The following is a 15,986-nucleotide window of genomic DNA, read 5'->3' on the forward strand; positions in this document are numbered from 1 at the left end:
TCCTAAGCCTGTGCCTATTGTTCTTCTGCTTCTAAATCAGCTTCGTCTGCTTTGATATAAGATTGGGGACCATCCATCCGTTTTTCCACAAAACGCAAAATGCGGGAGATGCTGTAGGTCATAATCAAATACATAATGCCGACAATTGTAAAGACTGGGAAGAACTTGTAGTTGGTTCCGGCAGCAGATGTTCCTTGGAAGAACAAGTCCGCAACAGAGATAACGCTTAGTACAGCTGTATCTTTAATATTAATGACAAATTCATTACCTGTCGCTGGCAAAATATTGCGGATTACTTGAGGCAAGACAACTTTTGTCATGGTTTGTCCGTGAGTCATCCCAATAGCTTGAGCGGCTTCAAATTGACCAGGGTCAACGGCAAAAATACCACCACGAACGATCTCAGACATATAAGCTCCGGTATTAACCGAGACAATGATAAAAGCAGCTAAAGTTCGATTCAAATCGATTTGGAAAACTTGTGCGAGTCCATAATAGATGACCATCGCTTGAACCATCATTGGTGTACCCCGGAAAACTTCAATGTAAACAGAAAGTAGCCAATTAAAAAATCTTTGGAAGATGAAAACAGCTTTATTTTCTGCTTCTGGTAATGAGCGAACAACGCCGATTAATAAACCAAGACTCGTTCCTAAGATCGTGCTGACAATGGCAATCAATAAAGTTAAGCCCGCCCCACGTAAAAATAGTCCGCCGTATTGGCCCCAAATGGTTTTAATATCGTGTAAAAAGCCAGACTCTGCTTCATTTTCTTCTGTCGCAGCAGGTTGCTCTTTAATGGCAGCATCCATCAATTTTGTGCGTTCATCTTCAGAAATACCCGCTAAAATTTCATTAACCTTTGCGACATCAGGATCACCTTTACGCATTCCGACAGCGACTTGGACATCTTCTGGATTGGTTTTAAAGCCTTTATCTTTGGCAAATTCTACCATAGCATAACTTTTATCAACGGATGTTGCAGTTACGCCTTCTGGTCGTTCTGAAACATAACCGTCAATCACACCAGAAGATAATGCCGCCCGCATTGCAGAAAAATTCTTTTGCGCTTGTTCTTTTTTTACATCGGGAATTTGGTCAATTACGGTATAGTGAAAGGTATTTAATTGTGCAGTGATTTTAGCGCCTTTAAAATCAGCTAAGTCTTTCGCTTTTGCGTATTTACTATCTTTTCGTGTGACAATAACGAGATGTGATTCATAATAAGGATTGGTAAAGTCGATTTCTTTTTTACGTTCGGCAGTAGGTGACATGCCGGCAATAACAGCATCAATTTTTCCAGATTGCAATGCGACAGGTAGGCCATCCCAATCGGTTTTAACGATGACTAATTTTTTGCCTAACCCCTCGGCAACTTTTTTGGCAATCTGAACATCGTAGCCACCTGCCCAAGCTGAGCTTTCTCCTTGAATTGGGACAGCGCCGTGGGCATCATTGGTTTGCGTCCAGTTAAATGGCGCATAGCCAGCTTCCATGCCTACCCGTAAAGTGTCAGCTGGTGTTTTGCTGTCAGCTAAGGCCGGTGTCGCAGCAAAGGCGACGGTGAAAAAACTTAAAATAATGGTAAGTAGTGCGGTAACTGAGATTTTTTTGTTCATGTTCTGCTCCTTAAAAAGTATTTGACAATACCAACGAATGAAGTGGGGCCACTTAAGACTTAAGAGAGATGGGGGAAGTTGTAGCCAGCGAAAACAAAAACAGCCGAAATCTGTTCGTATGAAAAGAAATCGGCTGTTGACAAAGAGCATAATTCGTCGACAAACCTCTCACAAAACATAGCGCAACTTAGCCAAAAGCTAAGACAGTCCGCCGGGTATTTCCCGCGCGTCCCAACAAATCGGTGAGCAAACACGCGACTCATTTCGGCATCATACCCTAGGCCTGCTTCTTAATATTTGCTTACTCGACAGGATTAATGAATGATGCGACCTCTACCTCGGTGACGGAGGTATCTCGTATTCAGTTGATAGTACAAGAGAATTTTACGTCAATTTAGTAAAGCTGTCAAACTTTTTTACATTAAAATGAAATATTATGCAGTATTTTCAGCTAAATGAAGGTTCTTTAATTTTCACTTGAAATACTGTTGTATTAGTAATTTATCTAGGATTTACTTAAGTTTATATAAGGAGATGTTAGTTTTTACCAATGTTTTTTTTAGTTTTGTTTCAGCAAAGATTCATGAAAATATATGTATAAAATATACGGAGAATACAAAAAAATACTGCGTTAAGAAAATACCTGAAAAAAGGAGAACCCATTGTTTTCTTGTATTTTAAAAGCAGTATTTTTCTTTATTAAATTAAGCGATACTTTCTTTTGGTTCGCGACCCAAAATAGCTTGGACAACGGTTAAGACAAGTAATACGCCGATGATAATATAAATCAAGCTTGAGTATTGTGTAATTCCCCAACCCCAGGTGCGATAAATTGCCAAGACGATTGCTTGTACGATGGCAGCAAGAACGTTAAAGAAAGCAAATGCCCATAAATTGCCGTTTTCTTTGCGGGCCAAATAAAAAATAGAAAAGAAAATGCTTAACGCAGCCCATGCAACACAAACTAGGATTACGCCCCAATAAATAATGAATGGTACCAATGGTTTCACCTCGCTTTTACATAAACGTAACTTACTTGTTACGTTTTTCCCAATGTATTGTATCACGTTTACAAGACGCTGTCATGAATTGAATTCATTTTCATTTATCCTGCCGATTTTAGTAGAGAAAATAAAGTGTTGGTAAAGACATTAATTGACGATTAATAGAGTTTAGGCTACTTTTAAAAAGACAAGTTTATTAGATTGGGAGTGGATAGTATGTGGTTTGTAGCAGCGCTAGTAACAATTTTAGCTTGGGGGACAGCAGATCTTTTTTATAAGAAAGGCAATGACCCCAACGATAGCCACAGTGCGATGAAAACCACAATTATGGTGGGCTTAGTTATGGGACTACACGTTTTGTTTTATTATGTCATTTACGAAGGTATCAGTTATGATTGGCATAATTTAGTGCTGTATTTGCCAGTATCGGCGATGTATATCTTGTCAATGGCGATTGGTTATTTTGGCTTACGTTATATCGAAGTTTCCATTTCCTCGCCAATCAGCAATTCTTCGGGGGCTGTAACTGCAGTATTAGGCTTTTTAGTTATGGGCAACAGCGTCAGTTGGTTACAGTTGGTCGCCATTTTGATGATTTTAATTGGTATTTTACTGCTATCGATTTTTGAAAAAGAGCAAGATGATGCTACTCTTAAGGCAGAAGGTGTCAAAATTGATAAAAAATATCGCTTTGGTGCCATCGCAATTTTATTTCCCATTTTGTATATGATTATTGATGGAATGGGGACATTTTTAGATAGCTATTATTTAGAGTATCGCAAACTAATGCCTGAAGATCAGGCTAATATGAGTTATGAATTAACCTTTTTGATTGTGGCTTTAATTTTATGGGCATACTTAGAATGGGTGAAAAAAGAGCCCGTCTTTGTTTTTAATGAAAAAGACAAAGGTCTTGCGGCAATTTTTGAAACATTGGGGCAATTTTTCTACGTTGGAGCTGTTTCTACCAAAGAAGCAATTATTGTAGCGCCCTTAATTTCAGCTTATGCGATTGTATCGGTTATTTTAGGGCGTATCTTTTTAAAAGAAAAATTGAAAGCCAAACATTATTTTGTCATTGGTGCGATTATGATTGGAATTATGATTTTAGGCTTTTATGATGCGTAATGGGTAAAAGTAATTCAGTAGATAAAAGGCTAATCTGTCAGATCTGATTATTTCAATAATAAAAAAAGGCGGTTGTGATTTGTAACTTCAAAAAGTTGGCTTTAACAGTTAACGTTTGTTTTTTGAAGTTGAGTAATGCGGCTGCTTTTTTGTTTAAATAATTGTCAGATTTATAAGGAAATCAGCGAAGTAGGTGTTTCTGACGTATAATAGAAGTTGAGGTGTTATAAATGACAGCAATAAAAGATGCTATAAAAATAATTGATGCAGCCCCAAAAATTACCTTTTTAACCGGTGCCGGAGTTTCGACCCCATCGGGTATTCCAGATTATCGCTCGCTACAAGGAGTCTATCAGGGGATTGATCAGCCAGAATATTTATTAAGTCACGATTGTCTTGTTTATGAGCCACAAAAATTTTATCAATTTATCAAACAACTTTATCATCCGGAGGCACAGCCAAATATTATTCATAAAAAGATTGCAGCCTTAGCAAGAAAAAAGCCCGTTTGGGTCATCTCCCAAAATATTGATGGGCTTCACGACAAAGCCAAAACGCCGCATGTTGTCAATTTCCATGGTAATTTATATGATGTTTATTGTTGTAAATGTAATCAAAGCATTCCTTGGGAAAAATATTTAACTTGTGATATCCATGAAAATTGTGGCGGACGTTTACGACCCAATATCGTCTTATATGGTGAAGGGTTTACAACCGATGTAGTTAATCACGCAACAGCTGCGGTTAAATCTGCAGATTTAGTAGTAATTGTCGGTACTAGTTTTCAAGTAGCGCCATTTAACCAACTGCTCTATTACCGGGACAAACACGCCAAAATTATGGCAATTAATCAAACACCCCTTGCTATTCAGGAACCGTTTACCATGGTACAATGTGCGGCAGAAGATTTATTTAAGGAAATCAATATTTAGGAGGGTACTAATGGTTAGTGAAAAAGAAAAAATGATTGCAGGACAACTGTACTTTTCAGAAGATCCTGAATTAGTTAGCGAACGTAAATTTGCTAGAGAGCAAATGCAATTGATTAACAAAGAAGAAGATGCGGCGCTTCGGAGCCAGCTTTTAAAAGAAACTTTTGGCAATGTAGCAGGAAATATTTACATGGAACCAACCGTGCAATTTGACTACGGCTACAATATTACGGTGGGGAAAAACTTTTATGCCAACTTTAATTGTGTTCTGCTAGATGTTTGTCCGATTACAATTGGTGACAACTGCATGATTGCGCCAAATGTTCAGCTTTTAACCGCAACACATCCTTTAAATCCAGTTAAACGCAACAGCGGGTTAGAAAGCGGCAAGCCGATTACAATTGGGAACAATGCGTGGTTAGGAGCAGGCTCAATTATTTTGCCGGGAATTACCTTAGGGGATAATGTCGTAGTTGCTGCAGGTAGTGTCGTGACTAAATCTTATCTTGATAATGTGGTAATAGCAGGCAATCCTGCGCGGGTGATAAGAATGATTGATGAGGATAATGCCAAAAGCCCATTAGACAATGCGCGTAAAGAAATTGATCAAATTGACCGAGAATTGGTAAGTTTACTTGAAAGGCGGATGATGGCAGTCAGCCAAATTGCCGCTTTTAAAAAGGAACAGGCACAACCAGTCTTAGATGTAAAACGAGAAGCCGCTGTTTTACAAAAGGTAGCTGAAAATGTCAAAAATACTGACTATAAGCAGACAATCACAGCCACTTTTGCCGATATTATGGTGCATTCGCGCAACTATCAACAGCAGAAATTGTCAGAAGGTGAGAAGTAGATGGAGGGAAAAAAGCGACGTGAGGTGATTGCAGAACAGTTGAAGACTGCGCAAAAGCCAATTAGTGCCTCCAAGTTTGCTCAGCAATTTGCAGTTAGTCGCCAAATCATCGTAGGAGATATCGCGTTGATGCGTGCCTCTGGATTAGAAATAAAAGCGACCGCCCGCGGATATTTACTGCAAGAAAAGCGTCACGGCAAATTAGGCAAGATTGTCGTGCAGCATGATGCCAGCCGAACCAATGAAGAATTAAATCTGATTGTACAAAATGGCGGTGAGGTAGTTGATGTCATTGTCGAGCACGAGATTTATGGTGAATTAACAGGCAACTTGCAAATAAAAACGCCAGCAGATGTAGCAGCTTTTATGAAAAAATACCAGCAATCCAATGCCAGCTTACTTTCAGAATTAACCAATGGCATTCATCTACATACGATTGCTTATGAAAAAGATGAGGATTTCGTTAATATAAAAAATGCTTTAGCAAAAGCAGGTATTTTATACCAAGAATAAACGAACTTGTTTAGACAAAATAAAAAGCCGCGCAAACTTTTTTCGTAAAGTTTGTGCGGCTTTTTATCTTGCTTGGCTAATTTTTCTTACTCAATTACCAATACGCCTTCTTTTAAGGAGAATGGGTTTTCTTCATTAATGTGATCGTAGAACATGACACCATTTAAGTGGTCAATTTCATGTTGCACCACAATGGCTTCGTAGTTTTTAAGACGACGTTTATGTTTAATACCATCTTCATCATAATAAGAAACACTGATGCGTGCATGGCGCACAACGTAACCAGGTACTTCACGATCAACTGACAGACAGCCTTCGCCTTCACCTAGACAGGCATCTTGGACTGAATGGCTCAAAATTTTAGGATTGAACATAACAGTACTAATAACTGGTGTATCATTTTCTGGATCGTTGCTAGGTACGTGGACAGCAATTAAACGTTTTGAAATATCTAATTGTGGCGCAGCTAAGCCAACTCCGCCGCGCAGATGCATTTCTTCTGCCTTGATTGGATCTTGACTATTTTTTAAAAACTCTAACATTTCTTCCCCAAGTTTCTTTTCTTCTGACGTTGGGGGCATGGGTACTTCTTTGGCAACTTCCCGCAAAGTGGGATTACCTTCTCTAATGATGTCATCCATCGTAATCATGATTTTTCACCTCAAAGTTGATTTTCCTAAAAGTAAGTTTACCACAGAATGCTATTTGGTGGGGCTTTGAAATTTTCTTCTTAAATTTTTGCAAAGTGTAAGAAATGTTATTTCAAAAAAATAATAAAAATAACGAAAAAAGGTTGCGTAAAAATAAATCATGATGTATACTCCGAAGTGTAAGCGATTACTAATCGTTTTTTCATAAAAGATGGAGGGATTTCATTGTTTGGCTTTTCGATTTTTTTAAATGAAACACTGTCCCAACAGCAAAAAGACTATGTGGCGCAAATGGCACAAGCTGGTTTTAAAGGCATCTTTACTTCTTTACACATTCCAGAAGATGACGCAACAAAATACAGAGAACGTCTTAGCCAATTAGGGAGTTGGTGTCAAGAATTCCAGTTGGATTTGATGGTAGACATTTCTGGTAACGCGTTAATTAATGCCGGTTTTCAAATGGAAAACTTAGCTGAATTGACAGCAATTGGCGTGACTGGTCTGCGTATGGATTACCATATCAGCAATAAACAAATCGCCAACTTTAGTCACCAGTTGCAAATAGCATTAAATGCTAGCACGGTCACCCAACAAGATATTGCTGAATTAAAGGCAGCAAATGCCGATTTTTCACACTTAGAAGCTTGGCACAATTATTATCCGCGACCAGAAACTGGTTTAGCTGAAGATTGGTTTTTAGAAAAGAATCACTGGCTAAAAGCAAATGGATTTACTATTCAAGCCTTTGTGCCAGGTGATGCCAATTTAAGAGGTCCGCTTTATGAAGGGTTACCAACATTAGAGCAAGATCGTTACCACCACCCTTTGGCTTGCGCCTTATGGCAGAAAAAGTCAGCAGTTGATTTGATCTATATTGGTGACGGAGGCTTAAAAGAACGGACAAAAAAACAATTTGAACGTTTTATAAATAACAACGAAATTTTATTACGTGTCAATGATTGTGGGACGGAATATTTTTCTTATGTTTTAGGCGAGCATGTGAATCGGCTCGATGAAGCGCAGGCGGTCATTCGCAGTGCGGATGCGAGATTTCGTAAGATTCCCCACATTGCAGCCCAAAATACAGTATCCCGTACATTAGGAAGTGTCACCGTAGATAATGAAAAATATTTACGTTATACAGGTGAAATTCAACTTTGCCAAGAAGCACTACCTGCAAATGACAAAATTAACGTAGTAGCAGAAGTTGTAGCAGAAGAAAAAGATTTAGTTCGTCACATTAGAGGTGGCATGAAATTTACACTTGAACAAATGGAGGAAGAACATGAGTAAGATTAATTTAGAAAACTTAACAACAGAGCGCCGTAATGAAGCAACCTTTGGCTTAGATGAGATGTCAGTTAAAGAAGCTTGTCAAAAAATGAATCAAGAAGATCAAAAAGTTGCTTTAGCGGTTGAAAAAGAATTGGCTAGCATTGAAAAAGTAGTCGAAGCAACAATTGCAGCTTTCAAAAAAGGCGGCCGTTTAATTTATATGGGGGCTGGCACTTCAGGCCGTTTAGGGGTCTTAGACGCTGCAGAATGTGTACCGACTTTTGGTGTAGAACCAGAAATGGTAATCGGCCTTATTGCAGGTGGTGACAAAGCGATGACCGTCGCTGTTGAAGGTGCAGAAGATTCTGCAGAACTTGGGGCCAATGATTTACATGAATTGAAATTAAACGAAAATGATATGGTGGTCGGCATTGCAGCTAGTGGACGGACGCCTTATGTTATTGGTGGTTTAGATTATGCCCGCCAAGTTGGCGCTGCTACGGGTACGATTTCATGCAATAAAGATGCGGAAATTTCTAAACATGCACAATTCCCAATTGAAGTTGACTGTGGTCCTGAATTTTTAACGGGCTCTACGCGTTTGAAATCTGGAACAGCACAAAAATTAATCTTAAATATGATTTCAACAATTTCAATGATTGGCATCGGCAAAGTTTATAACAACTTAATGGTGGATGTAAAAGCAACCAATGAAAAATTAGTTGAACGCTCAAAAAGAATCATCATGCAAGCAACAGAGGTGGATTATCAAACAGCAGCACGCTTCTTTACAGCAGCAGATGAAAATGTTAAATTAGCCATCGTCATGATTTTGACAGACAGCAATAAAGAAACCGCCGCTGAAAAATTAGTGGCAGCAGATGGTTTTGTAAAACAAACATTAAACTAATGGCATTATGGAGCTGTAGTAAACTATTACAGCTCCTTGAATAAGAAGATTTTAAACAATTTATGATTTCAAGGAGGAAAGTTAGAATGGCAAAAGAAGAATTGAGTTTAGAGCAGTTGGCAAAAGAGATTTATAAAGGCGCCGGTGGCATGAACAATGTTGAAAGCGTAACCCACTGTATGACGCGGGTAAGAATGTCGGTTCGCGATCGTGATGAAGTTAATGAAGCACAATTAAAAGCGATTCCAGGCGTATTGGGTGTAGTGGATGATGAACAACTACAAGTAATTATTGGTCCTGGGAAGGTTAATAAAGTTGCAAAAGAAATGGCAAGTCAAGCGGGTGTTTCTTTAGGTGAAGAAATTAAAGCTACTACAAATGGTAAAGATGCACTTAATCAAAAAGCCGCAGAAATGAAAGCAGCACAAAAAGCCAAACAAAAACAATCACCATTCAAAGCACTTTTAAAAGATATTTCTAATATTTTTGTACCAATGATTCCGGCTTTTGTTGGCGCTGGTTTAGTTGCAGGTATTGCTTCTGTTTTAGCCAATATGGTTACGGCTGGACGGTTAGATGCTGCGACATGGCAACAATATATCGATGTTATGAATATCTTAAAAAATGGGATGTTCTCTTTTCTAGTCATCTACACAGGTGTTAATGCAGCCCAAGTTTTTGGTGCAACACCAACACTTGGTGGGGTAATTGGTGGGGTCGTAACCTTAACTGGGATGAACCCAGAAGCACCAATCACCAACCTTTTTAATGGTCAACCTTTAGCGCCACAACAAGGTGGTATTTTAGGTGTTATCTTTGCAGTATGGTTACTTTCAAAAGTTGAGAAAAAATTACATGATATCGTCCCAGAAGCAATTGACATTATTGTAACACCAACCATTTCATTACTTGTTATCGGATTAGCGGAAATTTTCTTAATTATGCCTTTAGCTGGTTTTGTTTCAAATGGTTTAGTTGGCGGGATTAACTGGATCTTAAACGTCGGCGGTGCATTTTCTGGTTTTGTATTAGGGGCAAGTTTCTTGCCGATGGTTATGTTTGGTTTACACCAAATTTTAACACCAATTCATATTCAAATGATTGAAGCAACAGGCAGCACACAATTATTGCCAATTTTAGCAATGGCTGGTGCTGGTCAAGTTGGGGCGGCTTTGGCATTATGGATTCGTTTACGTAAAGACAAAGAATTAACAGAAATGATCAAAGGTGCGTTACCAGTTGGTATTTTAGGAATTGGCGAACCGTTAATTTACGGGGTAACACTACCACTTGGTAAACCATTTATCACTGCTTGTATCGGTGGTGGTGTTGGGGGTGCAGTAATCGGCGCTTTAGGTAATGTTGGCGCAACCGCAATTGGACCTTCTGGTGCAGCATTAATTCCATTAATTGCTAACGGCCATTGGTTAGGTTATGTATTAGGCTTATTGGCAGGTTACGCTGGTGGTTTTGTGGCAACTTATTTCTTTGGCATTCCAAAAGAAAAATTGGCAGCTGAAAAAATGGCAGAAGAACCAACAACAGCTGTTTCACCAGTACAAACTACACCTGTCAGCGAAGTAGCAGCGACAACTGAATTCTTTGCTGTAGCAAATGGTGAAGTAAAACCTGTTTCAGAATCAACAGATGCAGTTTTTTCACAAAAAATGATGGGTGAAGGTTACTTTGTTGTACCAAAAGAAGGCACAATTTATGCACCTGTAACCGGCACGATTTCATCTGTATTTCCAACGAAGCACGCAGTTGGTATTACAACGGACAATGGTTTAGAAGTGTTATTACACATGGGTGTTAATACGGTTGAATTAGAGGGTAAACCATTTGATTTGAAAGTGGCAGAAGGTCAAAAAGTAACACCAGATACGATTGTGGCTGATGTCGATTTAGCAGCAATTAAAGCAGCTGGCAAAGGCACAGATATGTTAGTCTTAGTGACAAATATGGATAAAGTAAAAAATGAAGTTTTAGAAAAAATTGGTGCAACAGAAGCGAAAACACCAGTTATGAAAGTGGAAGTATAACCAAATTTTTCTTTTCGAGTAAAAGAAGTAAAGTGAGGTAAAGGATATCCTTTACCTCACTTTTTTTGCGAAATACTTGTAGAATTTGAAAAATAATGGGAAAGTGATAGTAAGAATAGTACGCAGAACTTCTCATTATAATGAAAATGAAATAGCCAGCTAAACGAAAGTTATTGAAAGACAAGGAGGTCAGAAGATGGCCGGAAAAAAATTAACGATCCCGCGTTATCAACAAATTGCTGTTGAAATTGCAGAGCGAATTGTCGAAAACCGCTATAAAGAAGGCGAAAAAATTCATGCCCGCTCTACTTTAGCAAGCAATTTTAACGTTTCCCCTGAAACAGCTAGAAAAGCAATCAATGTTTTAGTTGATCTGGGCATTATGGATGTGCGTCATGGTAGTGGAGCTTATGTTGCTTCTCGTGATAAAGCGCAACGTTTTTTAGCACAATATAAAGATGTGAGTTCAATTCAAGAAATAAAAAAAGAAATTTTGGCTAGCGTGGAGCAGCAACAACAAGAGCTAGAAAACTTTTCGGGGCTGCTAGACACGCTTGTGAATCAAACCAGACGCATACAGCAGACGGCCCCGTTTTTACCTTACGAAATTCAGTTGGACGAAACGGCAAATCACTTAAATGAATCCATTAAAGATTTGAATATCTGGCAAGAAACAGGGGCAACGGTGGTGGCCTTACAGCATGAAGAACGATTGCTTTTGTCACCGGGACCTTATGCGAAATTTGAAGTTGGCGAAACGGTCTTTTTTGTAGGGGATGAATTAGTTTTTCAACGTATGATGAACTTCTTTTATCCAGAAAAAAGATAAATATTAAGAAAACCTTAAGAAGATAAATGACTAGTGTTATAACCAGGAAAACGAATTCACGTTTTTTCCTGGTTTTTCTTTTTTGACTAAGTGACCACATGATGATAATCTAGTGTGGTCAGTTTTTTGAGAGGAAAATTTTCAAAGTTGTTTTCAAACTTGAAATTTCCATCCTAATAGCAGAAACACACTATTGCATTTCGTTATTAGGCAAGCTGTTTTACTAGCTTAAAACAGCAAAAATAAATAGGGGGTAACAAAATGGCTAAAGTGAAAGTAGAACACTTAACAAAAATTTTTGGCAAAAAGCAGCAACAAGCCCTTGCCATGATGAAAGAACATAAAAGCAAAACTGAAATTTTAGAGAAGACCGGTGCGACAGTCGGTGTTTACGATGCGAATTTTGAAGTAAACGAAGGGGAAATTTTCGTAATTATGGGCCTTTCGGGTTCTGGTAAGTCAACGTTAATTCGTTTGTTAAATCGTTTGATTGACCCAACAGATGGTGAAATTTACATCGATGGAAAAGATATTGCAAAGATGAATAAAGAAGCTTTACAAGAAGTTCGTCGTAATAAAATCAATATGGTGTTCCAAAGTTTTGCACTATTTCCACATCGCACAATTTTAGAAAATACGGAATTAGGGTTGGAAATTCGCGGTGTCTCAAAAGAAAAACGACGCCAAAAAGCAGAGCAAGCCTTGGCTAATTCTAGTTTAATCGCCTTTAAGGATCAATATCCTGAACAGCTTTCTGGCGGGATGCAACAACGGGTTGGTCTAGCTAGAGCCCTTGCCAATGATCCGGAAATTTTATTGATGGATGAAGCTTTTTCAGCGCTAGATCCGTTAATTCGGCGGGAAATGCAAGATGAATTGTTGGACTTGCAAGAAAATGTGCAAAAAACCATTATCTTTATTACCCATGATTTAAACGAAGCTTTGCGAATTGGTGATCGAATTGCTTTGATGAAAGACGGCCAAATTATGCAAATTGGAACCGGTGAAGAAATTTTAACGAATCCAGCCAACCAATATGTGCGTGATTTCGTTGAAGATGTTGATCGCTCCAAGGTGTTAACCGCACAAAATATTATGGAGCCGGCAATTACGATGAATATTGAAGCAGATGGGCCTAACGTGGCGTTAAATCGCATGCGTAAAGAAGGTGTCAGCATGTTGTTAGCAGTTGACCGTAAACGTAAGTTAAAGGGTAGTTTGACAGCATTAAAAGCGTTGGAAGCGAGAAGAGATCAATTACCACTAAAAGAAGTCATTGATAAAAATGTCAAAAAAATTCCCCAAGATATGCTAGTAACTGATATTTTTGACGTGATTAAAGACGCTGAAGCACCTTTAGCTGTTGTTGATGAAAATGATAAATTACTGGGCGTAGTCATTCGCGGTAGTGTGATTGAAGCACTCGCTCAAACCGGAGACAAGGAGGTGGAATTTGTTGGATAATTTATTACAACAAGCAATTCCAGTAGCAAAATGGGTGGAGAACTTTACAGATTGGTTGACAAAAACCTTTGCGGGGTTATTTAACTTCGTGCAAACGATTGGTCAAGTCATTATGGACACTATCACCAATACCTTGCTGTTTATTCCACCGTTGTTATTTATTGTCTTATTGGCCGTCGCTGCCTTTTTCTTATCAAAGAAAAAACCAGGACTGACGATTTTAACCTTTTTTGGTCTATTATTTATTTACAACCAAGGTCTATGGAATGACTTGATGAATACGGTCACGTTAGTTTTACTTGCGAGTCTCGTTTCAATTATCATCGGGATTCCGTTAGGGATTTTAATGGCGAAAAGTGAAAAAGCCAATACAATTGTGTCGCCGATTTTAGACTTTATGCAAACAATGCCGGCATTTGTCTATTTAATTCCTGCTGTTGCCTTCTTTGGTATCGGAATGGTGCCGGGTGTTTTTGCTTCTGTTATTTTTGCTTTGCCACCAACTGTTCGAATGACAAATTTAGGAATTCGTCAAATTCCAAGTGAATTAGTCGAAGCTTCCGATTCTTTTGGCGGGACCGGGAAACAAAAACTATTTAAACTAGAATTGCCTTTAGCTAAAGGCACGATTATGGCAGGGATCAACCAAACGATGATGCTTGCACTTTCAATGGTTGTAACAGCATCAATGATTGGTGCTCCCGGACTTGGTCGTGGGGTTTTATCTGCCTTGCAACAAGCACAAGTCGGAAATGGTTTTGTTAATGGTTTAGCTTTAGTTATCTTAGCAATCATCATCGACCGTTTTACGCAAAAATTAAATGCACCAAAAAAAGAACGGAATAAAAATCTTGCTCCTGCTGCTAAGAAAAAACAAAAATGGATCACAGGTGGCGTAGCTGTTGTCGTGATCGCTTTAATTTTTGGCTCAACTTTTGCTGGGAGCCATGCTTCTGATAAGGGAGAAATTCACCTGTCTTATGTTGAATGGGATACAGAAGTAGCTTCTACTAATGTTGTCGCTGAAGTTTTAAGAGAAGAAGGCTATGATGTGAAATTGACACCATTGGATATGACAGTGATGTGGCAATCTGTTGCCAATGGCGAAACAGATGGCATGGTAGCGGCGTGGTTACCCCATACACACCAGGCACAATATGCTAAATACAAAAATCAAGTCGAAAATTTAGGTGAAAATCTAAAAGGTGCCAAACTTGGTATTGTGGTACCAAGCTATATGGCTGTTAATTCGATTGAAGATTTAAGTGATCAGGCCAAACAACAAATTATCGGCATTGAACCAGGAGCTGGTGTGATGAAAGCAGCAGATAAAACTCAGGCCGCTTATCCGAACTTAAAAGATTGGACCGTTGAATCTTCGTCATCTGGCGCCATGACTGTTGCATTGGGTAAAGCTATTAAAAACAAAGAACCAATTGTTATTACTGGCTGGTCACCTCATTGGATGTTTGCTAAATATGATTTGAAATATTTAGCTGATCCTAAAGGGACAATGGGGGGAGCTGAAACAATCAACACGATGGTTCGTAAAGGCCTAAAAGAAGATCAACCGCAAGCGTACAAAATTTTAGATAACTTCCATTGGGAACAAAAGGACATGGAAGATGTCATGTTAGCCGTTCACGACGGCAAAGATCCAGCCCAAGCTGCTAAAGAATGGGTAAAAAATAATCCAGATAAAGTAAATGAATGGGTTAAATAAACAAAATAAAAAATCCGTATTCCCAAGCTAACACGTAGCAAAAGGGAATACGGATTTTTTTATGGCGTGAAATAAGCGGATACATAAGCCTCATTTGCTTAGACAAAAAGAAACAATGACGAAATTTAAAAATGTTTTTCCCGGAAGTCTTTGATGATTTGCCGTGATTGATAAATTTTTTCAGCATTTTCTTGGTTGCGGCTGATATATGAGTAAAACAAAATATCCACTGCTAAAAACTGTGCAATTAACGAATTGGTGGCCGCACTACGCAGGTCAGCTTCTTGTGGTCGGGAAACCTGTAAGGAAACATCCGCTAATTTAGAAAGTCGGTTATTACCAAAACGAGTTAGGGTAATAATTGGAATCTTCAATTCTTTTGCGATTTCAGCAAAGTAAACAATTTCTGGCGTTTCACCGGAATTTGAAATCAACCACAAGGCTGCGTCTTTTTTAGTGTTGATAAGTTGTGGTAACAATGCGTTATAGTTCGTTTCTAAAGACACGCTTTTACCAATACGGTCCCATTTTTGTTTAATGTCTTCGGCTACTAGATGAGAGGCACCTACGCCGGTTACAAAAATACGCTCTTTTGTTTCCAGCAACTTCAATGCGGCCACTAATTTTTCGTCACTTAAGATTTGTGTCGTTTCATGTAGTGTAAGTTGGGCATTTTGCGACAACTTTTCTTTTAAAGAAGCAATTGGTTCATTTTTTTTTACATCTGAATATTCTTGGTTCCCGCCATTCTGTTGACTTTCAGCTGAAATTTGAATTTTGAAGTCGGTCAGACTTGAAGCGCCAACTTTTTTGGCAAAGCGGACAACAGTCGGTGCGCTGGTTTTTGAACCTTTGGCAATTTGTTCAGCTGTCATAGTCGGTATTTTATCAATATTCTTTTTTATATAACGAAAAATCCGCAGTTCTGCTTTGGATAATTCACTTTCCATTCCTTGAATTCGATTGATTAGTGCCATTGCAATCACCTCAAGAATATTATAACAGAAAAGGTATGCACTGGGGATGCTAAAGGATGTCAGAAAT

The 15,986-nt window shown here is 38.6% G+C and carries 14 protein-coding genes and 1 riboswitch; of the genes, 10 read left to right on the top strand and 4 right to left on the bottom strand.

The window, feature by feature from the left end; all coding sequences use genetic code 11:
* Window positions 1-14 precede the first annotated feature (14 nt).
* Window positions 15-1,619, bottom strand: a complete 1,605-nt coding sequence (locus JZO76_RS07675) for an ABC transporter permease subunit (protein ID WP_206903521.1) — start codon at window positions 1,617-1,619, stop codon at window positions 15-17.
* A gap of 170 nt (window positions 1,620-1,789) precedes the next feature.
* A riboswitch (Lysine riboswitch) is annotated at window positions 1,790-1,963 on the bottom strand.
* Window positions 1,964-2,323: 360 nt separating this feature from the next.
* The gene (locus tag JZO76_RS07680) at window positions 2,324-2,620 is read right to left on the bottom strand and encodes a hypothetical protein (RefSeq protein ID WP_206903655.1); all 297 of its coding nucleotides are present in this window, start codon (window positions 2,618-2,620) and stop codon (window positions 2,324-2,326) included.
* A gap of 219 nt (window positions 2,621-2,839) precedes the next feature.
* Between JZO76_RS07680 and JZO76_RS07685 the strand changes: the two genes are divergently transcribed.
* The 4 genes from JZO76_RS07685 to JZO76_RS07700 all read left to right on the top strand — a co-directional run bounded on the left by JZO76_RS07685 (window position 2,840) and on the right by JZO76_RS07700 (window position 6,049).
* Window positions 2,840-3,751: an EamA family transporter gene (locus JZO76_RS07685; RefSeq protein ID WP_206903522.1), complete on the top strand. Its 912-nt coding sequence runs from the start codon at window positions 2,840-2,842 to the stop codon at window positions 3,749-3,751.
* 230 nt (window positions 3,752-3,981) lie between these two features.
* Complete coding sequence (locus JZO76_RS07690) at window positions 3,982-4,683, top strand: NAD-dependent protein deacylase (protein WP_206903523.1); 702 nt, start codon at window positions 3,982-3,984, stop codon at window positions 4,681-4,683.
* A gap of 10 nt (window positions 4,684-4,693) precedes the next feature.
* Window positions 4,694-5,536 (top strand): chorismate mutase, encoded by an 843-nt coding sequence (locus JZO76_RS07695; RefSeq protein WP_206903524.1) that lies wholly within the window; start codon window positions 4,694-4,696, stop codon window positions 5,534-5,536.
* Entirely contained in the window at window positions 5,537-6,049 is a 513-nt protein-coding gene (locus tag JZO76_RS07700) for a transcription repressor NadR (protein WP_206903525.1), read from the top strand. It begins immediately after the preceding gene.
* An 86-nt stretch (window positions 6,050-6,135) separates the two neighbouring features.
* On the opposite strand, the gene def is transcribed toward JZO76_RS07700, so the two are convergent.
* The gene (gene def, locus JZO76_RS07705) at window positions 6,136-6,699 is read right to left on the bottom strand and encodes a peptide deformylase (protein ID WP_206903526.1); all 564 of its coding nucleotides are present in this window, start codon (window positions 6,697-6,699) and stop codon (window positions 6,136-6,138) included.
* A gap of 225 nt (window positions 6,700-6,924) precedes the next feature.
* On the opposite strand from def, the gene JZO76_RS07710 reads away from it, so the two are divergent.
* The 6 genes from JZO76_RS07710 to JZO76_RS07735 all read left to right on the top strand — a co-directional run bounded on the left by JZO76_RS07710 (window position 6,925) and on the right by JZO76_RS07735 (window position 14,942).
* Entirely contained in the window at window positions 6,925-7,992 is a 1,068-nt protein-coding gene (locus JZO76_RS07710; RefSeq protein ID WP_206903527.1) for a MupG family TIM beta-alpha barrel fold protein, read from the top strand.
* On the top strand, window positions 7,985-8,884 hold the full coding sequence (gene murQ, locus JZO76_RS07715; RefSeq protein ID WP_206903528.1) for an N-acetylmuramic acid 6-phosphate etherase: 900 nt from the start codon (window positions 7,985-7,987) through the stop codon (window positions 8,882-8,884). The genes JZO76_RS07710 and murQ overlap by 8 nt, the downstream gene beginning before the upstream one ends.
* A gap of 86 nt (window positions 8,885-8,970) precedes the next feature.
* Window positions 8,971-10,926, top strand: a complete 1,956-nt coding sequence (locus JZO76_RS07720) for a glucose PTS transporter subunit IIA (protein WP_206903529.1) — start codon at window positions 8,971-8,973, stop codon at window positions 10,924-10,926.
* A gap of 196 nt (window positions 10,927-11,122) precedes the next feature.
* Window positions 11,123-11,755 (top strand): GntR family transcriptional regulator, encoded by a 633-nt coding sequence (locus JZO76_RS07725; protein WP_206903530.1) that lies wholly within the window; start codon window positions 11,123-11,125, stop codon window positions 11,753-11,755.
* A gap of 261 nt (window positions 11,756-12,016) precedes the next feature.
* Window positions 12,017-13,219, top strand: a complete 1,203-nt coding sequence (locus JZO76_RS07730; RefSeq protein ID WP_206903531.1) for a quaternary amine ABC transporter ATP-binding protein — start codon at window positions 12,017-12,019, stop codon at window positions 13,217-13,219.
* Window positions 13,212-14,942: an ABC transporter permease/substrate binding protein gene (locus JZO76_RS07735; protein ID WP_206903532.1), complete on the top strand. Its 1,731-nt coding sequence runs from the start codon at window positions 13,212-13,214 to the stop codon at window positions 14,940-14,942. Before JZO76_RS07730 ends, JZO76_RS07735 begins: the two co-directional genes overlap by 8 nt.
* Before the next feature lie 125 nt (window positions 14,943-15,067).
* On the opposite strand, the gene JZO76_RS07740 is transcribed toward JZO76_RS07735, so the two are convergent.
* A complete protein-coding gene (locus JZO76_RS07740; RefSeq protein WP_206903533.1) occupies window positions 15,068-15,919 on the bottom strand; it encodes a MurR/RpiR family transcriptional regulator in 852 nt (283 codons plus the stop codon).
* Window positions 15,920-15,986: the final 67 nt, after the last annotated feature.

Source organism: Candidatus Enterococcus myersii, from assembly GCF_017316025.1.
GTDB lineage: Bacteria > Bacillota > Bacilli > Lactobacillales > Enterococcaceae > Enterococcus_C > Enterococcus_C montenegrensis.